At 70.2% G+C, this 23,950-nt stretch carries 23 protein-coding genes; 12 read left to right on the forward strand and 11 right to left on the reverse strand.

Annotation, left to right across the window (positions count from 1 at the left end):
• Nucleotides 1-487: 487 nt before the first annotated feature.
• The 3 genes from OG332_RS35915 to OG332_RS35925 all read right to left on the reverse strand — a co-directional run bounded on the left by OG332_RS35915 (nucleotide 488) and on the right by OG332_RS35925 (nucleotide 3,973).
• On the reverse strand, nucleotides 488-1,945 hold the full coding sequence (locus OG332_RS35915; protein WP_327419479.1) for a catalase: 1,458 nt from the start codon (nucleotides 1,943-1,945) through the stop codon (nucleotides 488-490).
• A gap of 228 nt (nucleotides 1,946-2,173) precedes the next feature.
• On the reverse strand, nucleotides 2,174-3,064 hold the full coding sequence (locus OG332_RS35920; RefSeq protein WP_327417371.1) for a 2-hydroxy-3-oxopropionate reductase: 891 nt from the start codon (nucleotides 3,062-3,064) through the stop codon (nucleotides 2,174-2,176).
• 75 nt (nucleotides 3,065-3,139) lie between these two features.
• Complete coding sequence (locus OG332_RS35925) at nucleotides 3,140-3,973, reverse strand: TIM barrel protein (RefSeq protein WP_327417372.1); 834 nt, start codon at nucleotides 3,971-3,973, stop codon at nucleotides 3,140-3,142.
• A gap of 125 nt (nucleotides 3,974-4,098) precedes the next feature.
• Here OG332_RS35925 and OG332_RS35930 point away from each other — a divergent pair, with 125 nt between their 5' ends.
• From OG332_RS35930 to OG332_RS35970, 9 genes are all read left to right on the forward strand, one after another.
• Nucleotides 4,099-4,350, forward strand: a complete 252-nt coding sequence (locus OG332_RS35930) for a thiamine-binding protein (RefSeq protein WP_326587156.1) — start codon at nucleotides 4,099-4,101, stop codon at nucleotides 4,348-4,350.
• Nucleotides 4,347-4,742 carry a helix-turn-helix domain-containing protein gene (locus OG332_RS35935; protein WP_327417373.1) on the forward strand — a complete coding sequence of 132 codons (396 nt, stop codon included), beginning with the start codon at nucleotides 4,347-4,349 and terminating at the stop codon, nucleotides 4,740-4,742. Before OG332_RS35930 ends, OG332_RS35935 begins: the two co-directional genes overlap by 4 nt.
• Nucleotides 4,743-4,896: 154 nt before the next feature.
• A complete protein-coding gene (uraD, locus tag OG332_RS35940; protein ID WP_327417374.1) occupies nucleotides 4,897-5,412 on the forward strand; it encodes a 2-oxo-4-hydroxy-4-carboxy-5-ureidoimidazoline decarboxylase in 516 nt (171 codons plus the stop codon).
• Nucleotides 5,413-5,420: 8 nt separating this feature from the next.
• Nucleotides 5,421-5,816, forward strand: coding sequence for a hydroxyisourate hydrolase (gene uraH / locus OG332_RS35945; protein ID WP_327417375.1), 396 nt, complete (start codon nucleotides 5,421-5,423; stop codon nucleotides 5,814-5,816).
• 1 nt (nucleotide 5,817) lies between these two features.
• Complete coding sequence (pucL, locus tag OG332_RS35950) at nucleotides 5,818-6,741, forward strand: factor-independent urate hydroxylase (protein WP_254381168.1); 924 nt, start codon at nucleotides 5,818-5,820, stop codon at nucleotides 6,739-6,741.
• Nucleotides 6,742-6,931: 190 nt separating this feature from the next.
• The gene (locus tag OG332_RS35955) at nucleotides 6,932-8,335 is read left to right on the forward strand and encodes an 8-oxoguanine deaminase (RefSeq protein WP_327417376.1); all 1,404 of its coding nucleotides are present in this window, start codon (nucleotides 6,932-6,934) and stop codon (nucleotides 8,333-8,335) included.
• A gap of 378 nt (nucleotides 8,336-8,713) precedes the next feature.
• The gene (locus tag OG332_RS35960) at nucleotides 8,714-10,114 is read left to right on the forward strand and encodes a nucleobase:cation symporter-2 family protein (RefSeq protein WP_442816258.1); all 1,401 of its coding nucleotides are present in this window, start codon (nucleotides 8,714-8,716) and stop codon (nucleotides 10,112-10,114) included.
• 272 nt (nucleotides 10,115-10,386) lie between these two features.
• Nucleotides 10,387-12,072: a hypothetical protein gene (locus OG332_RS35965; protein ID WP_327417378.1), complete on the forward strand. Its 1,686-nt coding sequence runs from the start codon at nucleotides 10,387-10,389 to the stop codon at nucleotides 12,070-12,072.
• A 358-nt stretch (nucleotides 12,073-12,430) separates the two neighbouring features.
• Nucleotides 12,431-12,817: a VOC family protein gene (locus tag OG332_RS35970; protein ID WP_327417379.1), complete on the forward strand. Its 387-nt coding sequence runs from the start codon at nucleotides 12,431-12,433 to the stop codon at nucleotides 12,815-12,817.
• A gap of 4 nt (nucleotides 12,818-12,821) precedes the next feature.
• On the opposite strand, the gene OG332_RS35975 is transcribed toward OG332_RS35970, so the two are convergent.
• The 4 genes from OG332_RS35975 to OG332_RS35990 form a co-directional block, all read right to left on the reverse strand.
• Complete coding sequence (locus tag OG332_RS35975) at nucleotides 12,822-14,012, reverse strand: GDSL-type esterase/lipase family protein (RefSeq protein ID WP_327417380.1); 1,191 nt, start codon at nucleotides 14,010-14,012, stop codon at nucleotides 12,822-12,824.
• Between the two features lie 337 nt (nucleotides 14,013-14,349).
• The gene (aceB, locus tag OG332_RS35980) at nucleotides 14,350-15,969 is read right to left on the reverse strand and encodes a malate synthase A (RefSeq protein WP_327417381.1); all 1,620 of its coding nucleotides are present in this window, start codon (nucleotides 15,967-15,969) and stop codon (nucleotides 14,350-14,352) included.
• A gap of 252 nt (nucleotides 15,970-16,221) precedes the next feature.
• Nucleotides 16,222-16,833 (reverse strand): nucleotidyltransferase family protein, encoded by a 612-nt coding sequence (locus tag OG332_RS35985; protein WP_327417382.1) that lies wholly within the window; start codon nucleotides 16,831-16,833, stop codon nucleotides 16,222-16,224.
• A complete protein-coding gene (locus tag OG332_RS35990; protein WP_327417383.1) occupies nucleotides 16,800-16,982 on the reverse strand; it encodes a hypothetical protein in 183 nt (60 codons plus the stop codon). Before OG332_RS35990 ends, OG332_RS35985 begins: the two co-directional genes overlap by 34 nt.
• Before the next feature lie 88 nt (nucleotides 16,983-17,070).
• Between OG332_RS35990 and yczR the strand changes: the two genes are divergently transcribed.
• Complete coding sequence (yczR, locus tag OG332_RS35995; RefSeq protein WP_327417384.1) at nucleotides 17,071-18,558, forward strand: MocR-like transcription factor YczR; 1,488 nt, start codon at nucleotides 17,071-17,073, stop codon at nucleotides 18,556-18,558.
• 15 nt (nucleotides 18,559-18,573) lie between these two features.
• Here the strand turns inward: yczR and OG332_RS36000 are convergent, their stop codons facing one another.
• From OG332_RS36000 to OG332_RS36010, 3 genes are all read right to left on the reverse strand, one after another.
• Nucleotides 18,574-19,044, reverse strand: a complete 471-nt coding sequence (locus tag OG332_RS36000) for a hypothetical protein (RefSeq protein ID WP_327417385.1) — start codon at nucleotides 19,042-19,044, stop codon at nucleotides 18,574-18,576.
• 106 nt (nucleotides 19,045-19,150) lie between these two features.
• Nucleotides 19,151-19,786, reverse strand: coding sequence for a response regulator transcription factor (locus OG332_RS36005; RefSeq protein WP_327417386.1), 636 nt, complete (start codon nucleotides 19,784-19,786; stop codon nucleotides 19,151-19,153).
• A 2-nt stretch (nucleotides 19,787-19,788) separates the two neighbouring features.
• Nucleotides 19,789-20,991, reverse strand: a complete 1,203-nt coding sequence (locus OG332_RS36010) for a sensor histidine kinase (RefSeq protein ID WP_327417387.1) — start codon at nucleotides 20,989-20,991, stop codon at nucleotides 19,789-19,791.
• 134 nt (nucleotides 20,992-21,125) lie between these two features.
• Here OG332_RS36010 and OG332_RS36015 point away from each other — a divergent pair, with 134 nt between their 5' ends.
• Nucleotides 21,126-22,211, forward strand: a complete 1,086-nt coding sequence (locus tag OG332_RS36015) for an ABC transporter permease (protein WP_327417388.1) — start codon at nucleotides 21,126-21,128, stop codon at nucleotides 22,209-22,211.
• Nucleotides 22,208-22,927: an ABC transporter ATP-binding protein gene (locus tag OG332_RS36020; protein ID WP_327417389.1), complete on the forward strand. Its 720-nt coding sequence runs from the start codon at nucleotides 22,208-22,210 to the stop codon at nucleotides 22,925-22,927. The genes OG332_RS36015 and OG332_RS36020 overlap by 4 nt, the downstream gene beginning before the upstream one ends.
• A 113-nt stretch (nucleotides 22,928-23,040) precedes the next feature.
• Here the strand turns inward: OG332_RS36020 and OG332_RS36025 are convergent, their stop codons facing one another.
• The gene (locus OG332_RS36025; protein WP_326587139.1) at nucleotides 23,041-23,844 is read right to left on the reverse strand and encodes an IclR family transcriptional regulator; all 804 of its coding nucleotides are present in this window, start codon (nucleotides 23,842-23,844) and stop codon (nucleotides 23,041-23,043) included.
• Between the last annotated feature and the right edge of the window lie 106 nt (nucleotides 23,845-23,950).

The raw sequence follows: 23,950 nt of genomic DNA on the forward strand, positions 1-23,950 counted from the left end.
ACTTCCGTTAAACGATCAAGGATCGAGGGAGACATGAATAGTGACGAAATACCCCATTTGGGATGGTCCGTGAATCCGCGGTGGCGAAGAGCGGGCGGGAACGGCAAAGCGCCGGGCCACGGGACCGTCCGTGACTCGGCGCTCTGGTTTGTTGCCGCCCGACGGTGCGAGGCTGGCGCGACAGGACGTTCGCACCGCCGGGCGGAGTGTGTGGGGAGGCGGGTTCCTCCGCGTGCAGGGGGCTCTGTGCGCAGCCCCTGTACGGAGAGGATTGGCTGGGACCGTGGCGGTCGGCGACGAGAACTCCGGCTTCGTCCCCCTCAGGTCAAGAGACGGGCCTCGGAACCCATTACCACCGCACTGGCTCGCACGCCCGCCACGGTCCTCGTCCTGCCCTCGCCGCGTACCACCCCTCATCCGGGTCCACGGGTCGGGCTCAGCACCCGGGGCCTGACCTCCCGTCAGGCCCCCGGTACAGCTGTGCGGCTCAGGCGTCGCGCAGGGCGCGCACGGCCTCCTCGACGCGACGGCCGTAGTCGGCGTCGGCGGCGTGGAAGTGAGCCAGGTTCTTCTCGATGACGTCCTCGAGGGTGACCTGAGACAGGCCGTCGGCGATGTTCGCCACCAGACGCTGCTTTTCGGCCTCCGACATCAGGCGGTAGAGCTCACCGGCCTGGAAGAAGTCGTCGTCCTTGGTGTGGGCCGGGGCCTCGTGGGTGCCCGTGTAGCCGGAGACGGCCTTGGGGGCGCCCAGCGCCAGACCGGTCTCGGCCGGACCCTGGTACGAGTTGGGCTCGTAGTTCTTGTCGTGGCGCGAACCGTTGCGCAGCGCCATGACACCGTCGCGGCCGTAGTTGTCGGCCTTCGTCGCCTTCGGGGCGTTGACCGGCAGCACGGTGTGGTTCACGCCGAGGCGGTAGCGCTGGGCGTCGGCGTACGCGAAGAGACGGCCCTGGAGCATCTTGTCCGGCGAGGCGGTGATGCCCGGGACGAAGTTGTTCGGGGAGAAGGCGGACTGCTCGACCTCGGCGAAGACGTTGTCCGGGTTGCGGTCGAGGACCAGGCGGCCCACGCGCTGCAGCGGGTAGTCGCTGTGCGGCCACACCTTGGTGAGGTCGAACGGGTTGAAGCGGTAGTCCGCGGCCTCGGCGGCGGGCATGATCTGGACGTAGAGGGTCCAGCTCGGGTTCACACCGCGCTCGATCGCCTGGAGCAGGTCGGTCTGGTGCGAGTTCGCGTCCTTGCCGACGAGCTCGGCGGCCTGCTCGCCCGACAGGCAGCGGATGCCCTGGTTCGTCTTGAAGTGGTACTTGACGAAGAAGGCCTCGCCCTGCTCGTTCGTCCACTGGTACGTGTGGGAGCCGTAGCCGTTCATGTGGCGGTACGACGCCGGGATGCCGCGGTCACCCATGAGCCAGGTGATCTGGTGCGTCGCCTCGGGGGCGTGCGCCCAGAAGTCCCAGACGTTGTCCGGCTCCTGCTTGCCCGTGAAGGGGTCGCGCTTCTGGGAGTGGATGAAGTCGGGGAACTTGATCGGGTCCTTGATGAAGAACACCGGGGTGTTGTTGCCGACGAGGTCGTAGTTGCCCTCTTCGGTGTAGAACTTCAGCGCGAAGCCGCGCGGGTCGCGGACCGCGTCCGCACCGCCCAGCGAGTCGGCGACGGTGGAGAACCGCAGGAAGGTCTCGGTCTTCTTGCCGACCGTGTTCAGGAACGCGGCGCTGGAGTACGCGGTGACGTCGTCGGTCACCTCGAAGTAGCCGTACGCGGCCGAGCCGCGGGCGTGCACCACGCGCTCCGGTATGCGCTCGCGGTTGAAGCGGGCAAGCTTCTCGAGGAGCTGCTGGTCCTGGACCAGGAGCGGGCCACCGACGCCGGCGGTGGCGGAGTTCTGATTGTCGGCGACCGGGGCGCCGGACTCGGTCGTCAGCGTGCGCTTCGACATGGTGACCTTCCGTACGGGTAACTGCTGACGGAAAGCGTCTTCCGTCATGCGGAACAGCCTAATTTCGGCGAGAACTAAACGTCAACAGTTTGTTGAACGAAGTTTGAGGAGAGGTGATCCGGACGGCGCCGGCACTTGGGCGCGACAGGACAGGTGTCAGCACCGGCGCCATCCGGAGACTCGGGCCCCCGTCAGGGGGAGGTGCGGCCCGGGATGCGGGCCGCGGGCTCAGATCTGAGCGCCGGAGAGGCGCTCGACCGCACGGAGCAGGGCGGAGTGGTCCAGGCCGCCGTCGCCCTGGGCGCGCAGCGAGGCGACCAGCTGGGCGACGACCGCGCCGACCGGGAGCGCCGCACCGACGTTGCGGGCGGCGTCGGTGACGATGCCCATGTCCTTGTGGTGCAGGTCGATCCGGAAACCGGGCTTGAAGTCGCGGTTCAGGAAGTTGTCCTTCTTGCGGGTCAGGACCGTGGAGCCGGCCAGACCGCCGCCCAGGACGTCCAGGGCGGCCTGGAGGTTCACGCCGGACTTCTCGAGGAAGACGACGGCCTCGGCGCACGCCTGGATGTTCACCGCGACGATGAGCTGGTTGGCGGCCTTCACCGTCTGGCCGGAGCCGTGCGGACCGCACAGGACGATGACCTTGCCGAGGGCCTCGAGGATCGGCAGGGCGGCGTCGAAGTCGGCCTGCTCGCCACCCACCATGATCGACAGGACGGCCTCGATGGCGCCGGCCTCGCCGCCGGACACCGGGGCGTCGATGACGCGGATGCCCTTGGCGGCGGCGTTCTTCGCGAGGTCGACCGAGGTCTGCGGGGTGATCGACGACATGTCGATGATCAGCGCGCCGGACTTCGCGTTCTCGAGGATGCCGTTCTCACCGTAGGAGATGGCCTCGACCTGCGGGGAGGCGGGCACCATCGTGATGATGACGTCGGCGCCCTTGACGGCCTCGGCGATCGAGCCGGCCGCGGAGCCGCCGGCGGCGGCCAGGCGGTCCAGCTTGTCCTGCTCCAGGGTGAAGCCGGTGACCGAGTAGCCGGCCTTCAGGAGGTTCTCGGCCATGGGGGAGCCCATGATGCCGAGCCCGATCCATGCGATCTTGGGGAGGTTGCTCATGATGAGGGTCCTTCTCTTAATGCTGTGTACGAAAAGTTCGTGACGTGCCTGGCTGATCGCCTGGACTTGGTCCGCCTACTTCGCGGCGCGGGCCCCGGCCGGCAGCCATGCGAAGGACGCGGCAGCGTCGGCGGCCTTGTACTCCAGGCCTACGTAGCCCTCGTATCCGGCCTTCTTCAGCTGGTCGAGCAGCTCCTCGAGGGGCAGCTCGCCGGTGCCGGGGGCACCTCGTCCGGGCTTGTCCGCGATCTGGACGTGCCCGGTCTTGGCGGCGTACTTTTCGATGACCTCGGAGAGGTCCTCATCGTTCATCGCCAGGTGGTACAGGTCGAGCAGGAACTTGGCGTTGCCGAGGCCGGTGGCCTCGTTCACCTTGTCCACTACCTCGATGCCGGCCGGGGCGCTCACCAGGGGGTAGAGCGGCGACTCGGGCTTGTTGAGGGTCTCGATCAGGAGGATCGCGCCGACGCGGTCCGCGGCCTGAGCCGCCACGACCAGGTTCTTCAGCGCGAGCTCGTCCTGAACGGCCGGCTCCACGCCTTCGACGCGGTTGCCGTACAGGGCGTTGAGCGCCTTGCAGCCGACCGAGGCCGCGAAGTCGGCGGCCACGTTGATGTTGGCGTTGAAGCGCTCCGACTCCGCACCGGGAACCGAGACCGCACCGCGGTCCGGGCCCGGCAGCCGGCCGGCGTAGAAGTTCAGTCCCACCAGCTGGGTGCCGGCGTCCTCAAGAGCCTTCTTGAGGGCGTCGAGCTCCGTCTGTGCGGGGGTGGGGGTCTCGATCCAGGGCCACCACAGCTCGACCGCCGTGAAGCCCGCCGCGGCGGCAGCCGCGGGACGCTCCAGAAGCGGGAGTTCCGTGAAGAGGATCGAAAGGTTTACATCGAAGCGCTGGTCCGTGTATCCCATGAGGGGTGTGCGCTCCTTCCGTATTGCGGAAGTTAGTTTCTGCTTGATGGAAGACTGCATCGGGCTTGTCCCGGATGTCAAGTACGGACTGCCGGAAAATCGTGACCGCGGGGTAGCTTGACCGCGTGCGATTGAGAGTGGAGTTCACGACCGAGCCCTTCGACCTCGAAGAGGCTCCTGCCCATGCCGTGGCCGCGCGTGAGGTCATCCAGAAGGCCCAGCTGGACGCGGTGGACGTCGGTCCGTTCGGCAACACCGCCGAGGGCGAGGCCGACCGGGTACTGGCGGCGGTGGGCGCGCTGCTGCGCGATTCCCTGGAGGCCGGAGCCACGCGCGTCTCGCTCCAGGTCAACGTGATCGGGGAGGACACCCCATGACCGAGCCCCGCGACCACCCCTTCGTCGCCGCGGTCAAGCCGCTGGTGGACGCCATGGGCGGCGAGCTGATGGATCCGGCCCTGGCGCAGCCCGACGATGTCGTGCTCAGCTGGGAGGGTCAGGACCTGCTGGCCGTGCGCCTGCCGCAGCTCTCGGATTCGCTCGACCACATCCTGGCGGCCCTGGAGCGCCGGCACGGCGTACCGCTGTCGCAGCTCGACCGGAAGTCCAAGCAGGACGTGGTGCGGATACTGGAGGCGCGGGGCGCCTTCTCCGTGCGGCACGGCGTGGAGACGGTCGCGGGCGCCCTGGGCGTAAGCCGTTTCACCGTCTACAACTACTTGAACCGGGACTCCGGCCCCAAAGGCACCGCCAAGCGCACCCAAGAGTGAAATACTGCTGACCCGCAGTGACGAGCCGCCGCCCAATTCACCCGGGCGGCGGCTTTTGTGTACGGGAAGTTTCAACAAAGTGTTGACGCCGTGTTGTGGAGAGCGTTAGCTATGCGCAGCCCGTCAAAGCAACAACAGGCCACGGAGGCCTACCGTGACTTCGAGTCCGACCCCGGGTCTCACCCGGTTCAACGCCTTGGACGACAGCGCGGCCACGGCCGAGCTGCACGAGGTGTGCGCCAGTTCGGCATGGGGGAGCAAGCTGCTCGCCCAGCGCCCCTTCGCCACCGCAGAGTCCCTGTTCGCCGCGAACGAAGCCGCCATGGCGGAGCTCACCGCGGAGGACCTGGGCGAAGCGATGGGAGGCCACGCGCCGATCGGCCGGCCGAAGCCGGGAGACCCGACCTCCGCCCGCGAGCAGCGCGGCATGGCCGGTGCCTCGGAGGAGCTCAAGAACGAGCTCCTCGAACTGAACCTGGCGTACCAGGAGAAGTTCGGCCACGTCTTCCTCATCTGCGCCACCGGTGCGACCGGTGCGTTCATGCGGGACGCGGTCAAGGTCCGGATCGACAACTCGCCGGAGCGGGAGCGGGAAATCGCCCGCGGCGAGCTCGTCAAGATCAACAAGATCCGCCTGACCCGCCTCGTCGAACCCGTTGAAGGAGAGTGAGCCCGATCATGAGCACCGAGACCACCGCGTCGGTGTCCACGCACATCCTGGACACCAGCATCGGCAAGCCCGCCGAGGGCGTCGCCATCTCCCTGTCGGCCCGTACGGGTCTGGACGGCGAGTGGGCGGCCCTGGGCGGCTCCGCCACCGACGCGGACGGGCGCTGCAAGGACCTGCCGGCGCTGCCGGAGGGCACCACGCACGTACGTCTCGACTTCGAGACCGAGACGTACTTCCTTAATAAGAAGAAGCAAGCCGAGGCGCAGCAGGACGCCCCCCGCGTAAGGGACAGCGGTGCGTTTTTCCCGGAAGTGACGATCACGTTCGCGGTCACTCCCGGCGAGCATTACCACGTACCGCTGCTGCTCAACCCGTTCGGCTACTCCGTTTACCGAGGGAGCTAGCATGGCCACGATTCTGGGCCAGAACCAGTACGGCAAAGCAGAGAACCGCGTCGTCAAGATCACGCGGGACGGCGACACGCACCACATCAAGGACCTGAACGTCTCGGTCGCCCTCTCCGGCGACATGGACGACGTCCACTACTCCGGCTCGAACGCCAACGTCCTGCCGACGGACACCACCAAGAACACGGTGTACGCGTTCGCCAAGGAGTACGGCATCGAGTCCGCCGAGCAGTTCGGCATCCACCTGGCGCGCTGGTTCGTCAACAGCCAGGAGCCGATCCAGAAGGCGCGCATCCGGATCGAGGAGTACTCCTGGTCCCGGATCGCCACCTCGGACGCCAACTCCAAGTTCATCGGCTCCGACGAGGTGAACCACTCGTTCGTCCGCAACGGCGGCGAGACCCGGGTCACCCAGATCACGTACGACGGCAAGAACTGGGAGGTCATCTCCGGCCTCAAGGACCTGGTCGTCATGAACTCCACGAACTCCGAGTTCTGGGGCTACGTGAAGGACAAGTACACGACCCTGAAGGAAGCGTACGACCGCATCCTCGCCACCCAGGTGTCGGCCCGTTGGCGCTTCAGCTGGTCGGACGACGACCAGCGGATGCCCAACTGGGAGAAGTCCTACGCCGAGACCCGGAAGCACATGCTCCAGGCCTTCGCGGAGACCTACTCCCTGTCGCTGCAGCAGACCCTGTACCAGATGGGTTCGCGCATCATCAACCACCGTTCGGAGATCGACGAGGTCCGCTTCTCGCTCCCGAACAAGCACCACTTCCTCGTGGACCTTGAGCCCTTCGGCCTCAAGAACGACAACGAGGTCTACTTCGCCGCGGACCGCCCGTACGGTCTGATCGAGGCCACTGTTCTCCGGGACGGCGTCGACGCCCGTATCCCCGTGGACATGACCAACCTCTGATGCGGCACGCGCGTCCCGGGGCTCCGCAGTGGCCCCGGGACCGCGCGACACCCTTCAGCTTCGTGAATCGGCACCCGGACGCATCACTCGGGGCGGCAGTACTGTCAGCTGTCAAGGCCCCCGGCTCCGGCACTCAAATCTCCTGGGCCTTGCCGTGCCCATACCGCCACTGAAAGCACGAGGAAGTCCCATGGCAGCATCGGCAGCCCCTGACAGCGCGGTCGAGCGCATCGTCATCGAGAACTGTGCGATCGCGACCGTCGACGCGAACGACACCGAGTACGCCTCGGGTCACGTCGTCGTCGCCGGCAACAAGATCGAGTCGATCGGTGCGGGCAAAGCCCCCGAGAACCTCGAGAACGTCGTACGTCGCATCGACGGCACCGGGCACCTCGTGACCCCCGGTCTGGTCAACACGCACCACCACTTCTACCAGTGGATCACGCGTGGCCTGGCCACCGACCACAACCTCTTCAACTGGCTGGTCGCGCTGTACCCGACGTGGGCGCGCATCGACGAGCAGATGACGTACGCGGCCGCGCAGGGCTCCCTCGCCGCGATGGCCAAGGGTGGCGTCACCACCGCGATGGACCACCACTACGTCTACCCCAAGGGCTCCGGCGACCTCTCCGGCTCGATCATCCGCGCCGCTTCCGAGATGGGCGTACGGTTCACCCTCGCCCGCGGCTCGATGGACCGCAGCGAGAAGGACGGCGGCCTGCCGCCGGACCACGCCGTCGAGACCCTCGAGGGTGCGCTCGCCGACACCGAGGCGACCGTGAAGAAGTACCACGACGCCTCCTTCGACGCGATGACCCAGGTCGCCGTCGCCCCGTGCTCCCCCTTCTCGGTCTCCACCGAGCTGCTGAAGCAGGGCGCCGAGCTGGCCCGGCGCCTGGGCGTGCGCATGCACACGCACGGCTCCGAGACCGTCGAGGAAGAGCAGTTCTGCAAGGAACTGTTCGGCATGGGCCCGACCGACTACTTCGAGTCGACCGGCTGGCTCGGCGAGGACGTGTGGATGGCGCACAGCGTCCACATGAACGACTCCGACATCGCCGCGTTCGCCCGTACCAAGACCGGTGTCGCGCACTGCCCGTCCTCCAACGCCCGTCTGGCTGCCGGCATCGCCCGCGTCCCGGACATGCTCGCCGCCGGCGTCCCGGTCGGCCTCGGCGTGGACGGCACCGCCTCCAACGAGTCCGGTGAGCTGCACACCGAGCTGCGCAACGCGCTCCTCATCAACCGCCTGAACCCGGTCCACCGCGAGCGCGCCCTGAACGCGCGCCAGGCCCTGCGCCTCGGTACCTACGGCGGCGCCCAGGTCCTCGGCCGCGCCGACAACATCGGCTCGCTGGAGGTCGGCAAGTGCGCCGACCTGGTGCTGTGGAACCTGAGCACCTTCCTGCACTCCTCGATCGCCGACCCGGTCACCGCGCTGGTCTTCGGTGCGGCCGCCCCGGTGACCGCGTCGTTCGTCAACGGCAAGCAGATCGTCGAGAACAACCGCCTGCTCTTCGCGGACGAGGACGCCATCGCGGTGTCCACCCGGGAAGAGGCCCAGCGCCTGGCGCGGATCTCCGCGCAGGCCTGATCTCCCCCCGGCTACCGCTGGGAGGGGCCCCAAGAAGTCCGGCCGGGGGGGACGGCCTCCGGCCGGCGGCCGCGGACCCGAGCGGGGTCCGCGGCAGCCGTTCCCGGGTAGCGCCCGAGGAAAACCGAAGGCGCCTCCCGGGGGCGGTGACTCGTGCCACTTGTGCTGCCGCGCGCGCATCGCGCCACGGCCACGGCACCTCCAGCCCCGGGGCTGGAACCACAGCGCGGAACCGGTTTTTGGGCGAATCGTTTCTGCATCCCTTGGGACACGTAGTCGCACCACCCACAACTCCATACAGGCTCGACTCGCACTCCTTTCGCACCACCTCCAAGACACCCACGTCCCTGCCGACGTGTTACCCGACCGGAGGAAGCCGTGGCGGCAATGCCCAGGTTTCGCAAAGACGCAGTCGCAGTACCGCAGGTCTCCGGGGAGAAACACCCGGTCGACGAGACCCTGCCTCCGCTGAAAATGTTCACGAGCGGTCTCCAGCACGTGGCCGCCATGTACGCGGGTGTCGTCGCCCCGCCCATGATCGTCGGCCCTGCCGTGGGGCTCTCCGCCACCGAGACCGCCGTCCTGATGGGCGCCTCGCTCTTCACCGCCGGCCTCGCCACCCTCCTCCAGACCCTCGGGTTCTGGAAGATCGGCGCCAAACTCCCCTTCGTCAACGGCGTTTCCTTCGCCGGTGTGACCCCGATGATCGCGATCGGCAAGGGGGAGGGGGACAACGCCGTCCCCGTCATCTTCGGCGCGATCATCGTCGCCGGAGTCCTCGGCTTCTTCGCCGCCCCCTACTTCGGCAGACTCGTCCGCTTCTTCCCGCCGGTCGTGACGGGTACGGTCATCACCCTCATCGGCGTCTCGCTCCTGCCCGTGGCCTTCAACTGGTCGCAGGGCGGGAACAGCACCGCCGCCGACTACGGCTCGATGAAGAACATCGGCATGGCCGCCGTCACCCTGGTCATCGTCCTGCTGATGCGCAAGTTCCTGCGCGGCTTCCTCCAGCAGATCTCCATCCTGCTCGGCCTGGTCGCGGGCACGCTCATCGCCCTGCCGCTCGGCATGACCGGCTTCGACGCCGTCAAGAACGCTTCCGTGGTGGGCTTCCCGACCCCGTTCCACTTCGGCGCCCCCCAGTTCCAGGTCGCCGCGATCATCTCGATGTGCATCGTCATGCTCGTCTGCATGACCGAGTCCACCGCCGACATCCTGGCCCTCGGCAAGATCGTCGGCCGCCCGGCGGACGCGAAGACCATCGAGGGAGGCCTGCGCGCCGACACCCTCGGCAGCGCGCTCAGCCCGCTCTTCAACGGCTTCATGTGCAGCGCCTTCGCCCAGAACATCGGGTTGGTCGCCATGACCAAGGTCCGCAGCCGGTTCGTCGTCGCCGCGGGCGGCGGCATCCTGATCCTGCTGGGCCTGTGCCCGGTGGCCGCCTCCGTCATCGGCGTGGTCCCGCTGCCGGTCCTCGGCGGCGCCGGCATCGTCCTCTTCGGGTCGGTCGCGGCCAGCGGCATCCAGACCCTGGCCGGCGCGGCCATGGAGAAGGGCGAGAACGCCCTGATCGTGGCCGCCTCCGTGGGCATCGGCCTGATCCCGATCGCCGCGCCGGAGTTCTACCACGCCTTCCCGAAGGACCTGCTGGTCGTCCTCGACTCCGGCATCAGCACCGGCTGCGTCGTGGCCATCCTGCTGAACCTGGCCTTCAACCACCTCGGCGCCAGGAAGGGCGCGGCCTCGGGGGCCGCGCCGGATCCGGTACCGGTGCACTGACCGGCGCTGCCGGACCGTACGGCGGTGCGCACGTCACCCACTGCGGGCGTGACGTGCGCACCGCCGTGTCCGTACGCCTCCACCACCTCGCTCAGGACGCTGCCTCGCCCCCGGTGCCGGAGTCGCCACCTGTTGATTGTTGTTGGCCGGGGTTGGCCATCGGGTACCTCGTATGGGTGAACGGGGGTGGTACGGGCACGCGGGCTTCGCAGAGACGTCAGTCTCAGTGGAGAACGTCCGTGCTGCTGTAGGGGATGGGGAGGGGGTGGCTCGTGGCACGCGGTGTGGGGAATCGGAAGCTTAAGCGTGCACTGCGCACGCTGGCCGGTCCGTTCACCGTGTCGGCTCCCACGGGTGCGAGTATCCGGGATCGCCTGCGCCTTTCCACCTGCGATGCCGAGGTCCTGCGGGTCGTTGGCGAGCATCTCGGCGGGCACGTCCGCGCTGACCTGGTTGAGCGGGTGCGGATCGGGATGGTTCCGGGGAAGGAGAGTCGGCGGGCGGATCGCAAACGCGCGTTGACGAAGGTGTCTTCGTCGCGGTGGGCGGGTGCCATCACTCGTGCGTCCGAGGATCAGTACCAGCTCTCCCTGCGATGCCCTTTCGATGAGCGGGCGTCTCTGCGCCGGGCCGTCGCAAGGATCGGTAAGCGTCTGGCGGTGCCGTGCGGCCAGTGTGTGGGTGGTGTTCGCGGATACCCGAGCCGGGCCGAGCGTGCGCAGAAGCAGAACCGGCTGCAGGCACTGACCGCTCGCCTGGCTGAGGTGGAGTGGCGTATCGAGGTGGGGCATCCGGCGATCGTCGTTGGCGGCCGTCGGCTGGCGAAGGTGCGCCACAACCTCGCCGACGCCAGCCTCACCGTGACCGGGTGGCGGGAGCGGTGGGATGCGGCCCGCATGTTCCTGACCGCTGACGGGGAGTCTGGGGCTCCGTACGGGAACTACACGGTCAGCGTGGACCCAGTGGATGGCACGGTCGTGATCGTCCTGCCCGAACCATTGCGGCACCTGGCGAACGCGCCGCGTGGCCGCTACCGGCTCGCCTGTACCGTCACCTTCAGCCACCGGCGCGAAGAATGGCTGGACCGGGTCACGGCCAACCGGGCCGTGCGCTACGACATCGTGTGTGACCCCGAACGCGGCCGATGGTACCTGGACGCATCCTGGTCCACTGCGAAGGCCGTCTTGCCCACACCCGGCGAGCTGGCCGCCACCGGTTCGCGCCTGCTCGCTGTGGATCTCAACGCAGGCCACCTCGCCGCCTGCGTCGTCGACACATACGGCAACCCGGTCGGCCAGCCCATCACAGTGACAACCGACCTGACCGGACCTACATCGCAGCGCGACGGGCGCCTGCGGGCCGCGATCAGCGAACTCATCGACCTGGCCAAGGCGAACGGCTGCGCCGGTCTGGCCATCGAGAACCTCGGCTTCGCCGATGCCCGTGCCACCGGCCGCGAGACTATGGGCCGGGGCAAGCGGGGCAAGGCGTTCCGTCGTACCGTCGCCGGACTCCCCACCTCGAAGTTCCGCGAACGGCTGCGCGGCATGGCCCACCACCGCGGACTCGTCATCGTCGCAGTGGATCCGGCCTACACCTCTCGCTGGGGCGGCCAGCACTGGCAAGACCCGCTCCAGCAGCAATCCAAGACCGCCGTCGTCACAGGCCACCACGCGGCCGCTGTGGCGATCGGCAGGCGCGCCCTCGGCTACGGGATACGGCGTCGGCCAGGTGTGACCGCACACGACCAGAGGATCGTGGCGCGGAGAGCTACCGGCCAGGCCCTCCCCCGCCCGAGGGCACGCGGGACCACGAGCCCGCCGAGGACCACAGGCACACCCCATCGGGGCAGCAAGACCTGTCGGGACCGAAGCGACCAGCTCGCGCTGTTCCCGGTCTCCCAAGACCGTTCGGGGAGACAAACCGGCCAGTCCGGTGTACAGCGATTCGGCCGATAGCGGCCGACATTGCTAGGAACGGTAGCCGCACATCACCGGCTGCGCCCCCGCGAACACCTCCCGCACCCAGGTGCGGAAACTCGACCATGGCCACCTCCCGATCGGCGCCCTCCCGGTCCAGCCGGTTGCGGTCCAGCCAAAGCCTCGACGTCGACGGAGATGTAGAGACTGGGACGTGCGGTACGGGCTGCCATGCGCGAGAGCATGCCAGCCCGCACCGCGCCGTTCACCCGGATTTACGCGGGCCCACGCACGGTGGCCGACTGCGGACGGCCCGTGCCTCCGGCGGCCGGTCGACGGCCGATGCGGGCGGGGGGAGGATGGGAAGCGGGGGAGCCTCGCAGCGAAGGAACGGGTCATGTTCGCAGACACCAGGGCATTCAGCGGATTCTCGGTCGACGACCTGGCCAAGGCCAAGGAGTTCTACGGCGAAACCCTCGGCCTGCGTGTCTCGCAGGACACGGACATGGGCACGCTGTCGCTGCACCTGGCGGGCGACACCACAGTCATGCTCTACCAGAAGGACAACCACGAGGCCGCGAGCTTCACGATCCTCAACTTCCCCGTCGACGACGTCGACCGGGCCGTCGACGAGCTCACCGCGCGCGGTGTCCGGTTCGAGCGCTACGACGGGTTCGACATGGACGACAAGGGAATCGTCCGGCCGAAGGGGAAGGAGCCGACCATCGCCTGGTTCAAGGATCCGGCGGGCAACGTCCTCTCCGTGCTGGACGGATCCCTCTGAGCCGCTAGGAGGCCGGGGTCAGGAACATCCCGGTCTGGTCCCCGCCCGCGGTGTTCTTGCAGCTGAAGCCGGAGCTCGCGGGCTGGGCGACGACCAGCGCGAGGCAGCGTCCGGCCGCCAGCTGGCCGAAGTAGTTCGGGTGCATGGACTCCTGGATCAGGCCCTGCGACTCGTTGTTGTCGATCCAGCGCGCCCACTCGCTCGTCTTCGCCGAGGCCGGCACGGTGGAGCTCACCTGCTTGCTCGCCTTGGCGCACACCTCGCGGCCCTGGAGCATGTCCCGCAGGTCCAGGAACTGCACGCCCTTGGCCGCCGCGACTGCCTTGATCCGGTCGGCTATCTGCGGCACGAGCGAGTCCCGCGCCCAGTCCGAGTCGCGGTTCCAGAAGGGGCAGCCGCCCGTGTTGAGCCGGCTCCAGTCGCTCTGGGTGTACCGGTTCTCCGCGCCCCGCGGGATCGGCGACGGGTAGGACTGCAGCACGATCCGGTACGAGGAGTCGGCGTACCCGGCCGCGCGCATCACGGCCCGCACCTCGTCCACGGACTTGCCGACGTTGCCCATGACCGCGTCGATCTTCTGGTCGACCCCGTACTGCTGGTCGTCGTAGCAGTACGAGTTCCAGATGACGAAGTCGAGCGCGCAGTCCTTGATGATGTCGGCGAAGCCCAGGTCGTTCCCGCCGATGGACAGGGCGATGACCTTGACGTTGTGGCTGGCGGCCACCGCGGCGAGCTGATCCGCCTGCGGTGCCTCGCCCTTGAAGGCGACGCCGCCGTTGGAGGCGCGGAACACGTTGTCGGAAGTCGCCCCGGAGCAGGCCAGGTTCACGGCGACGTCGGCGATCGCCCCGGCGCTGCGCACTTCGGCGGAGTCGGAGCGGTGACACCCGCCGGCGGTGGTCCCGTAGACCTTGCCGGGATCGTAGGTGCTGCCGCTGACCCAGCCCCGGTCGGTCCCGTTCCTGCTCCCGGTGTTGGTGAGGGTGTTGCCCTTCCAGCGCCCGGCCTCGCCGGAGATGTAGCTGTCGCCCATGGACACCACGGCGGTGGGGCCCGTCCCGGGACTTGCCGCGGAGGTCCCGGCGCCGCCGGTCACGAGCGCGCCGACGGCGAGCGGCAGAACCAATCCGGCCCCGGCCAGTCGTCGCACCCGACTGCGGTCCCGGTCCTTGCTGACGTTGCGGAATCCGATCACTGCGGAACTCCTGCGTTTTCGGCCACGCCGAAGTCGGCAACGACTCCGTTGCGTGGCTGGGAAAGTGGGGGTACCGTCGGCCGGTGGCATCGGAAAGGTGACACGGGCCCGCTTGTTACCGCTAGGTACAGGCAAGTTGCGAACAAGTAACAACCGACCGGTCGTTCGGCGCCCCGGCGTAGGGAAGATCTGCTTCCGCAGGGCGGATGCCGGGTCCGGGGACGGGGACTCCAGGCGGTTCGTTGCGGAACGCAAACGGCTCCGCCCCCGTGCCGTGAAGGCGACGGGGGCGGAGCCGGCGGGTTCGGCTGCTGTGCGTTTCAGCCGGATCCGGGGATCAGCCGTCCAGCTGCTCGTACGCGGGGAGCGTGAGGAAGTCCGCGTAGTCCGCGTCCAGGGAGACCTGGAGGAGGAGGTCGTGGGCCTGCTGCCACTTGCCGGCCGCGAAGGCCTCCTCGCCGACCTCGGCGCGGATGGCGGTCAGTTCCTCGGCCGCGATCTTGCGGGTCAGGTCGGCCGTGGCCGTCTCGCCGTTCTCGAACACGACGCCGGCATTGATCCACTGCCAGATCTGCGAACGGGAGATCTCGGCGGTGGCCGCGTCCTCCATCAGGCCGAAGATGCCGACGGCGCCGAGGCCGCGCAGCCACGCCTCGATGTAGCGGATGCCGACCTGGACCGCGTTGCGCAGGCCCTCGTACGTCGGCTTCGCGTCCAGGGAGTCGATCGCGATGAGTTCGCCCGGGGCCACCGAGACGTCCTCGCGCAGCCGGTCCTTCTGGTTCGGCTTCTCGCCGAGCACCGCGTCGAAGGAGGCCATCGCGATCGGCACCAGGTCGGGGTGGGCGACCCAGGAGCCGTCGAAGCCGTCGCCGGCCTCGCGGTCCTTGTCGGCCTTGACCTTCTCGAAGGCGACCTTGTTGACCTCGGCGTCCTTGCGGGACGGGATGAAGGCCGCCATGCCGCCGATGGCGTGCGCGCCGCGCTTGTGGCAGGTGCGGACCAGCAGTTCGGTGTACGCCCGCATGAACGGGGCGGTCATCGTCACCGCGTTGCGGTCCGGCAGGACGAACTTCTCGCCGCCGTCGCGGAAGTTCTTCACGATGGAGAAGAGGTAGTCCCAGCGGCCCGCGTTCAGGCCCGCCGCGTGGTCCTTCAGCTCGAAGAGGATCTCCTCCATCTCGTACGCGGCGGTGATCGTCTCGATGAGGACGGTGGCGCGGACGGTGCCCTGCGGGATGCCGACGTAGTCCTGGGCGAAGACGAAGATCTCGTTCCAGAGGCGTGCCTCCAGGTGCGATTCCGTCTTCGGCAGGTAGAAGTACGGGCCCTTGCCGAGGTCGATCAGGCGCTTCGCGTTGTGGAAGAAGTACAGGCCGAAGTCCACGAGCGAGCCGGAGGCCGGGCCGCCCTCGAACCGCAGGTGGCGCTCCTCCAGGTGCCAGCCGCGCGGCCGCATCACGACGGTGGCGAGCTGGTCGGCGGGCTTCAGGGCGTACGCCTTGCCCGTGCGCGGGTCGGTGAAGTCGATGCGGCGCTCGTAGGCGTCGATGAGGTTGAGCTGGCCGAGGACGACGTTCTCCCAGGTGGGAGCGGAGGCGTCCTCGAAGTCGGCGAGCCAGACCTTGGCGCCCGAGTTCAGGGCGTTGATGGTCATCTTGCGGTCCGTCGGACCGGTGATCTCCACACGACGGTCGTTCAGCGCGGCCGGGGCCGACGCCACCTTCCAGTCGCCCTCGCGGACCTGTGCGGTGTCCGGGAGGAAGTCGAGGGTGGAGGTCCGGGCGATCTCGGCGCGGCGCTCGGCGCGGCGGGCGAGGAGCTCGGCGCGGCGGGGGGCGAACCGCCGGTGCAGCTCGGCCACGAAGGCGAGTGCCGCTTCGGTGAGGACTTCGTCCTGCCGGGGCAGGGGCTCGGCGTCGACGATGGCCAGCGGGGACGGCGCTGGTGCGGACATATCTGTCACTCCTTCAGCGGCGGTGCCTGGCGGCCGCGGGGGAATGCTCGCGCGAGACGGCACGCAGTGCCGTCGGGTGTGGAGAGTTCCGGAATACGGTCGCGGGCGCCGTCTGGGGGTTCAGGGCGCTTCTGACCAGTGGATAGTAATTTCCTCATGGTGGAAGTTCAATGGTTTGTTGATGTCGAGATTCTCTGAGTCGACAGATTCCACTCTCCGGTGGCCCTCAGTGCCAGGGCCGTCACGCCGTGCTCAGAGCAGACGCACCAGGTCGGGCGGCGTGTCGATGTCGAACGCCTCCGCGATGTCCGAGCACTCCACCAGCATGAGCTCTCCGGCATGTCGTGCAAGGTGCACGCGCGCGCCCTTGTCGCCCGTCGCCGTCGCCGCGATGTCCGCCCAGCGGTCCGCCCCGAACAGCACCGGGTGGCCGCGCTCCCCGTCGTACGCCGCCGCCACCAGGCTCGCGGGGGAGCGGTAGGCCTCCCGGACCCGGGCCACGGCCGCCGGGCCGATGCCCGGCTGGTCCACCAGCGAGACCAGGGCCGCGCGGGCGTCCGTACCGGCCAGCGAGGTGAGGCCGACCCGCAGCGAGGAGCCCATCCCCTCCGCCCAGTCCGGGTTGTCCACGACCACGCAGCCGGCCAGATCGGCCTGCTCGCGGACCTCGGACGCCGAGGCGCCGAGCACCACGTGCACCGGACCGCAGCCCGCCTCGCGCAGGACCCGTACGGCGTTCTCGACCAGCGGGCGGCCGCGGTAGGGGAGCAGGGCCTTGGGCCGCCCGCCGAGTCGGCGGCCGCCGCCGGCCGCCAGGAGCAGGCCCGCGATCACTGGTGCATCGGAGTGGGAGTTGGCTGGCATGTCACCGATTCTCGCTCCTGCACGCCATCCCGTGAGCGCCGCGCCAGCGTGCGTCGTACGGAGTCCAGCACGGCCCCGACGCGCACCGGCCGGGAGATCCGGTTCTCGGCGGCAGCCAGCAGGGCGCGTTCGTCACGGTCGGTCAGCATGGGGGCTTCTCCTTGCCAATCGGGGGCCAATACGGCGAGTCTGGTCCTCGATTGGCCTGGCCGTCAGAGCCAATCAGGGGAGGTTGGCATGGCAAACGGGCGAGTGGTCCAGACAGCGGACAGAACGATCGGCAGCCGACAGCTCGCCGCCCTGCTGCCCGCGGAGGTCCTGGCCCGCCCCGGCTACCGGGCGCTCGCCGACGCCGTCCGCACCCTGATCCTCGACGGCCGGATCGCCCTGCACGTCCGGCTGCCCGCCGAACGCGAGCTAGCCGAGGCCGTCGGCGCCAGCCGGGCCACCGTCACCGGCGCCTACGACCTGCTGCGCGAGAGCGGCTACGTCCGCAGCCGGCGCGGCTCCGGCACCTGGACCGAACTCCCCGACGGCCACCGCCCGGTCGGCGCACACGCCATCGTCGGGGGGATCGGCGGCCGCGCGGACGGCGAACCGGGCATCGACCTCGCCATCGCCGCCATGGGCGCCCCCGAGGGCAGCCTCGCCGAGGCCTTCGCCTGGGCCGCACCGCGCCTGCCCCAGCTCGCCCGCAGCCCCGGCTACCACCCCTTCGGCCTGCCCGACCTGCGCACGGCCGTCGCCGAGCGGTTCAGCGCGCGCGGGCTGCCCACGCGCCCCGAGCAGATCCTGCTCACGTCCGGCGCCCAGCAGGCCTTCAGCGTGGTCGTCAGCCTGCTCTGCCGGGCCGGGGACCGGGTCGTGACCGAGAACCCCACCTACGCCAACGCCCTCGACGCGCTGCGCCATGCACGGCTGCGCACCGGTTCCATCGCGGTCTCCGACGCGGGCTGGGACATGGAGATAGCCGAGTCCACACTGCGCCAGACCGTACCGAGGATGGCGTACGTGATCCCCGACTTCCACAACCCGACGGGCGCGCTGATGCCGCCGGAGCAGCGGCTGCGGCTGCTCGCGGCGACCCGTGCGACCGGGACCTGGCTGGTCGTCGACGAGACCATCGCGGACATCGCGCTGGACGTGCCAGCGCCCGCGCCACTGGCCTCCCTCGCGCCGCGCGGCGGCGCCGAGCACGTGATCACCATCGGCTCGCTCAGCAAGACGCACTGGGGCGGCCTGCGCGTGGGCTGGATCCGGGCCACCGCGAAGATGATCGCCGAGCTGACGGCCGTACGGGTCTCGGCCGACATGACCGGCTCGGTCCTCGACCAGCTGGTCGCGCTCCCGCTGATGGACGACATGGACCGGACCCTGCCCGCACGGCTCGCGCAGCTGCGGATCCAGCGCGAGGCCCTGGTGCAGTCGCTCCAGCGGCACACGCCGGAATGGTCCTGGCGCATCCCGCCGGGCGGGCTCTCGCTCTGGGTCGACCTGGGCGAGGCGGTCAGCTCCGCCCTGGCCGAGCGGGCCGCGGCCGCCGGCGTCCACATCGGCCGGGGCGCCCGCTTCGGCGTGGACCCGGGAACCTTCGAACACCGCCTCCGGATCCCGTACACGCTCTCCGCCGACCGCCTGGAGGAGGGCGTCCGCCGCCTCGCGAGCGCCTTCCACGACGGGGTCCCGCTGCCGTCGGCGGTGGACCGCCCGCACTGGGTGGCGTAGGCCTTCCGGCCCCGGTCAGGCCCTGCGGAAGTACGCGTTCGCCGCCGGGCGGAACATCAGGGCCACCGCCGTCAGCACGGCCGCCAGGTGGACGGTCCGGCTGGCGCCGAAGACCCACTCCAGGGCGTCCGCGCGCGTCAGCGCGTCGGCGGGCGACCCGCCGTCGAGGAGGTATCCGAGCGGCTCGACGACCAGCGAGGCAATACCGAGGACGCCGAGGCCGATGGCGAGGGTGATCCGGGCCCAGCCGGCCCCGCGGCGCATGCGTACGGCGACCAGCACGGCAGCGGTGAACACGGCCAGCCGTACCGCCAGGCCCGCGCCGAACCCCTCGGCCGGATCGCGGCCGACCATCAGGGCGGTCTCGAAGGCGCCGGCGGCCACGGCAGTGACCCACAGCGCGAAGGCGGCCCGGACGGGGGCGGGCGGCGGGCCGGGGGTGCGGTGCGGTACGGAACGGTGTGCGGCGGCGGACGTGGCAGGCATCGGAGGCTCGCTCTCGGGTAAGGGGTCTCGACACCCCGATGCTCCCGCCGGACCCGGGTCCCGCACGCGCCGGTGGCCCGGTGTGTCCGCCCGGGGGCTGGCCCCCCTACGGCGTGCGGATCAGCCGTCGGGTGGCGGCCGCCGCGACCGCCGAGGTGCGGGAGTCGACGCCGAGCTTGGCGTAGATGTGCACCAGGTGGGACTTGACCGTGGCCTGGCTCAGGAAGAGCTTCTTCGAGATCTGCTGGTTGGACAGGCCGTCCGCGACCAGCTGCAGCACCTCCAGCTCCCGCTTCGTCAGCGCCTCCGCCGGGGTCCGCATCCGGTCCATCAGCCGCAGCGCCACCGCCGGGGCCAGTGCCGACTGGCCCGCCGCGGCCGTACGCACCGCCGCCGCCAGTTCCTCCGGCGGGGCGTCCTTGAGCAGATAGCCGGAGGCGCCCGCCTCCACCGCCGCCAGGATGTCCGCGTCCGTGTCGTACGTCGTCAGGACCAGCACCCGGGGGGAGCCCGGGCGGGCGGTGATCAGGGCCGTCGCCTCGGAGCCGTGCATGCCGGGGCCGGGCCCGAACTGGAGGTCCATCAGGACCACGTCCACCGGCTCGGACGCAGCCAGCTCCACCGCCCGCTCGGCGGTCGCGGCCTCGGCCACCACCGCGAAGTCCGCCTCGGTGTCCAGGACCGCGCGCAGCCCCGCCCGGAGCACCGGATGGTCGTCGGCGAGCAGCAGCCGGATCGTCATCGTCAGGCCTCCAGGGGCAGCGGCAGGGTGACGGCCACGGCGGTGCCCTGGCCCGGGTCGGACTCCACGGTGAACAGCCCGCCCAGCGTCTCGGCGCGCGAGCGCATCGCGGGCAGCCCGAAGCCGCCGTCGCCGGAACCCGACGCTGCCGAGGAGGGGTCGAAGCCGCGTCCGTCGTCGACGATGTCCAGCGTGACCGAGGCGTCCATGAAGGTCAGGGTGATCTCGGCGCGCCCGGCCCGCGCGTGCCGCACCACATTGGCCAGCGCCGACTGCGCGATCCGCAGCAGGGCCACCTCGTACGGGGTGGGCAGCACCCGCGGGCTGCCGCTCAGCGAGAACCGCACCCTCGGCCCCGGCACCCCCGCGCACAGCCGCTCCAGCGCGGCGGCGAGCGACCCGTGCTCCAGGTCCGGCGGGGTGAGGGCCCGTACGAAGCGGCGCGCCTCGGCGAGGTTCTCCTGGGCGGCCTCCCGGGCCCGGGCGATGTGTTCCAGCGCCGGAGCCTCCTGCGGCAGCGCCCGCTCGGCGGCCCTCAGCAGCAGCTGGATGGAGGACAGGCCCTGGGCGAGGGTGTCGTGGATCTCCCGGGCGAGCCGCTCCCGCTCGGCCAGGATCCCGGCGCCCCGCTCGGCCGCGGCCAGCTCGGCCCGGGTGGTGATGAGCTCCTCGATCAGCTCGCGGCGGCGCTCGCTCTCGCGGTACAGCGCCTGGTAGCCCAGCACGGTCGCCACCGCCACGGCGCCGCCCAGCAGCGGCCCCAGGAAGGCCCCGGGGGTCACCGTGCTGCTGTGCGCGAGGAACCCGCCGATGGCCGCGCAGGCGGTCACCGCGACGGCCGCGACGCCCCAGCGCAGCCGCAGCAGGTGCAGCTCCAGGAAGTACAGCGGGAAGGCGATCCAGAGCCCGTCGGGGGAGAGCGCCAGCAGCGCCGCCCAGGCCGCGCCGAGCCCGGCCAGCCACACCGCCCCGGCGCGCGGCGAGCTGTGCACGGCGGGGGCTCGTACGCCGGCCGCGTAGACGGCGGCCAGTACCGCGCAGGCGGCGATCACCCAGGCGGCCCGGGGCGCGGAGTCGGCCACGGCCCGGCCGGCGGCGAGTGCGAGCAGCCCGAAGAGCAGCGCGTGCAGGCACAGCCGCAGCACTTTCGACACCGGGGTGAGGGCGCGGGCAACGGGGGGAAGGGGGGCAGCGGGAGCAGTCATGGCCGGACCAGCGTAAGTCGGGCCCGGCCCGCCCCGGTCAACCGAAAGTTTGATGTCCCGGTGCGCCTTTCGATACGAGGATCACTACTGTGGCGCGATGCCTTGTGTCCACGCGGAAGACCAAGGTGGGGAACATGTTCGTCGCATGGAGAGATCTACGGTTCGCCAAGGGACGCTTCGCCCTCATGGGCTCGGTCGTCCTGCTGATCACGCTGCTGGTCGGCCTGCTGTCCGGGCTCACGTCCGGCCTGGCCCGGGAGAACATCTCGGCCCTCACCGGCCTGCCCGCCTCACACCTGGCCTTCGCCGCGCCCACCGGGGACCAGAAGGTGTCCTTCACCAACTCCCAAATCCCCGAATCCGCCTGGCTGGCCTGGCGCAAACAGCCCGGGGTGACGTCGGCGGAGCCGCTCGGCATCCGTACCACCAACGCCGTCTCGGGTGAGCGCACCGCCGCCGTCTCGGTCTTCGGCGTGGACCCCGCCGGCCGGCTAGGGCCGCAGCGGACCGGCCTCGCCCAGGGCCGGGTGGTCCTCGCCGAGAAGGCCGCCAAGGAGCTCGGCGGCCTCACCGCCGGCGCCAAGCTCAAGATCGGCCCGCTCGAACTGACCGTGGCCGCCGTCTCCGGAACCGCCGCCTACAGCCACACCCCGGTCGTCTGGATGGACCTCAACGACTGGCAGCGCATCGGCAACCCCGGTACCTCCATCGACACCCTCGCCACCGTCGTCGCCGTCTCCGGCAGCGGCATCGACTTCGCCGCCGCGGACGAGGCGGCCGCCACCAGGGCCCAGACCGTCGACGAGGCCCTGGGCGCCATAGGCTCGTACCAGGCCGAGAACGGTTCGCTCCAGCTGATGCGCGGCTTCCTCTTCGTCATCTCCGCCCTGGTGATAGGGGCCTTCTTCACGGTGTGGACGATCCAGCGCAGCGGCGACATCGCCGTCCTGAAGGCACTGGGTGCCTCCACCCCGTACCTGCTGAAGGACGCCCTCGGCCAGGCCGTGGTGATGCTCGCCATCGGCACCGGGCTGGGCACGGCGCTGGCCGCCGGCTTCGGCGCGCTGATCAGCGGCGGGAACGTCCCCTTCGTGCTCGACGCCGCCACGGTCCTCGTCCCCGCCGCGATCATGATCGTGCTCGGCGCGCTGGGCGCGGCCCTGTCCATCCGGCGGATCACCGCCGTCGACCCGCTGACCGCCCTCGGGAGCGCCCGATGACCCTGCTCGTCCACGACGTCACGCTCACCTACCCCGACGGCGAGAGCCGGCTGACCGCCCTCGACGCGGTCGGTCTGGAGGTGCCCGCCGGCATGCTGACGGCCGTGATCGGACCCTCCGGATCCGGCAAGTCCAGCCTGCTCGCGGTCGCCGCCACCCTGGTCACCCCGGACTCCGGCCGGGTCGTCGTCGCGGGCCGGGACACGGCGGGGCTCAGCGCCGCCGAGAAGGCGGCCCTGCGCCGGGAGAAGATCGGCATCGTCTTCCAGCAGCCGAACCTGCTGGCCTCGCTGACCGCCGCCGAACAGCTCCAGGTCATGGCGCACCTCTCCGGCCGGCCCTCCAAGGCCCTGCGCCGCCGCGCGCTGGAGCTGCTGGACGCGGTGGGCCTGGCGGACAAGGCCGGCAAGCGGCCGCACCAGCTCTCCGGCGGCCAGCGCCAGCGGATCAACATCGCCCGTGCCCTGATGAACGAGCCCGCCGTGCTGCTGGTCGACGAGCCGACCAGCGCCCTGGACCACGAGCGCGGCGCCGCCGTGCTGGACCTGCTGGTCACCCTGACCCGAGAGCGGTCCACCGCCACGGTCGTGGTCACCCACGACCACGCCCACCTGGAGCGGATGGACCGTACGGCCATGATGGCCGACGGCCGCCTGACGCAGAGCCCGGAGCCGGGCACCGGTCCCGGCGTCCTGAGCGGCGTACGGGCCTCCTGAGCGGGCGCCCCGAGAGGCCTGCGAGGGCCCGTACGAAAAGGCCCCGGTCGTCCCTCGCTCCGAGGGACGACCGGGGCCTTCGTGCGACCGTGTGCTGCGCCGCCGGACAAGTCCTAGGCGGGGGTCTGGTTGGACAGGGCCACCGACAGCTCGGCGGCGACGCCCTGCAGGATCGGCACGAAGGACTCGGCCACGGCCTCGGTGACCCGGCCCGCCGGACCCGAGATGGAGATCGCGGCGGCGGTCGGCGAGTTCGGCACGGAGACGGCGAGGCAGCGGACTCCTATCTCCTGCTCGTTGTCGTCGACCGCGTAGCCCACCTTGCGGACCTGCTCCAGCGCGTCGAGGAAGCCCTCGGGCGTGGTGATGGTCTTCTCGGTCGCCGCCGGCATGCCGGTGCGCGCGAGGAGGGCCCGTACCTCGTCGGCGGGGGTGTAGGCGAGGAGCGCCTTGCCCACGCCGGTGGAGTGCGGGAGCACCCGGCGCCCGACCTCGGTGAACATGCGCATGGAGTGCTTGGACGGCACCTGGGCGACGTAGACGATCTCGTCGCCGTCGAGCAGGGCCATGTTCGCCGTCTCCCCGGTCTCCTCGACCAGGCGGGCGAGGTAGGGGCGCGCCCAGGTGCCCAGCAGCCGCGACGCGGACTCGCCGAGGCGGATCAGACGCGGGCCGAGGGAGTACCGTCGGTTGGGCTGCTGGCGGACGTAACCGCACGCCACCAGGGTGCGCATCAGGCGGTGGATCGTGGGCAGGGGCAGACCGCTGGCGGCGGAGAGCTCGCTCAGGCCGACCTCCCCCCCGGCATCGGCCATACGTTCGAGCAGATCGAAGGCGCGCTCAAGGGACTGGACGCCACCGCTGGCGGCAGGGGTCTTTGAGGAAGCGTCGGTGGTGCTGGCGCTGGACGTCGGCACGGCGCGGTCCTTTCGGTGCTGGCAGGCAAGGGAGCAGCCTACCCGGCGGTCGGCGTCGGTCCCAGTGCTGGGTGGGGACCGTCGCCGCCGGTCAGAGGCGGTTTGT

It is taken from the genome of Streptomyces sp. NBC_01233 (genome assembly GCF_035989305.1).
Classification (GTDB): domain Bacteria; phylum Actinomycetota; class Actinomycetes; order Streptomycetales; family Streptomycetaceae; genus Streptomyces.

Excerpts from the sequence above, each read along its gene's own strand:
- OG332_RS35915 (WP_327419479.1), bottom strand. The coding sequence starts at position 1,945 with ATGTCGAAGCGCACGCTGACGACCGAGTCCGGCGCCCCGGTCGCCGAC.
- OG332_RS35920 (WP_327417371.1), bottom strand. The coding sequence starts at position 3,064 with ATGAGCAACCTCCCCAAGATCGCATGGATCGGGCTCGGCATCATGGGC.
- OG332_RS35925 (WP_327417372.1), bottom strand. The coding sequence starts at position 3,973 with ATGGGATACACGGACCAGCGCTTCGATGTAAACCTTTCGATCCTCTTC.
- OG332_RS35935 (WP_327417373.1), top strand. The coding sequence starts at position 4,347 with ATGACCGAGCCCCGCGACCACCCCTTCGTCGCCGCGGTCAAGCCGCTG.
- uraH (WP_327417375.1), top strand. The coding sequence starts at position 5,421 with ATGAGCACCGAGACCACCGCGTCGGTGTCCACGCACATCCTGGACACC.
- pucL (WP_254381168.1), top strand. The coding sequence starts at position 5,818 with ATGGCCACGATTCTGGGCCAGAACCAGTACGGCAAAGCAGAGAACCGC.
- OG332_RS35955 (WP_327417376.1), top strand. The coding sequence starts at position 6,932 with ATGGCAGCATCGGCAGCCCCTGACAGCGCGGTCGAGCGCATCGTCATC.
- OG332_RS35970 (WP_327417379.1), top strand. The coding sequence starts at position 12,431 with ATGTTCGCAGACACCAGGGCATTCAGCGGATTCTCGGTCGACGACCTG.
- aceB (WP_327417381.1), bottom strand. The coding sequence starts at position 15,969 with ATGTCCGCACCAGCGCCGTCCCCGCTGGCCATCGTCGACGCCGAGCCC.
- OG332_RS35985 (WP_327417382.1), bottom strand. The coding sequence starts at position 16,833 with ATGCCAGCCAACTCCCACTCCGATGCACCAGTGATCGCGGGCCTGCTC.
- OG332_RS35990 (WP_327417383.1), bottom strand. The coding sequence starts at position 16,982 with ATGCTGACCGACCGTGACGAACGCGCCCTGCTGGCTGCCGCCGAGAAC.
- yczR (WP_327417384.1), top strand. The coding sequence starts at position 17,071 with ATGGCAAACGGGCGAGTGGTCCAGACAGCGGACAGAACGATCGGCAGC.
- OG332_RS36000 (WP_327417385.1), bottom strand. The coding sequence starts at position 19,044 with ATGCCTGCCACGTCCGCCGCCGCACACCGTTCCGTACCGCACCGCACC.
- OG332_RS36005 (WP_327417386.1), bottom strand. The coding sequence starts at position 19,786 with ATGACGATCCGGCTGCTGCTCGCCGACGACCATCCGGTGCTCCGGGCG.
- OG332_RS36010 (WP_327417387.1), bottom strand. The coding sequence starts at position 20,991 with ATGACTGCTCCCGCTGCCCCCCTTCCCCCCGTTGCCCGCGCCCTCACC.
- OG332_RS36015 (WP_327417388.1), top strand. The coding sequence starts at position 21,126 with ATGTTCGTCGCATGGAGAGATCTACGGTTCGCCAAGGGACGCTTCGCC.
- OG332_RS36020 (WP_327417389.1), top strand. The coding sequence starts at position 22,208 with ATGACCCTGCTCGTCCACGACGTCACGCTCACCTACCCCGACGGCGAG.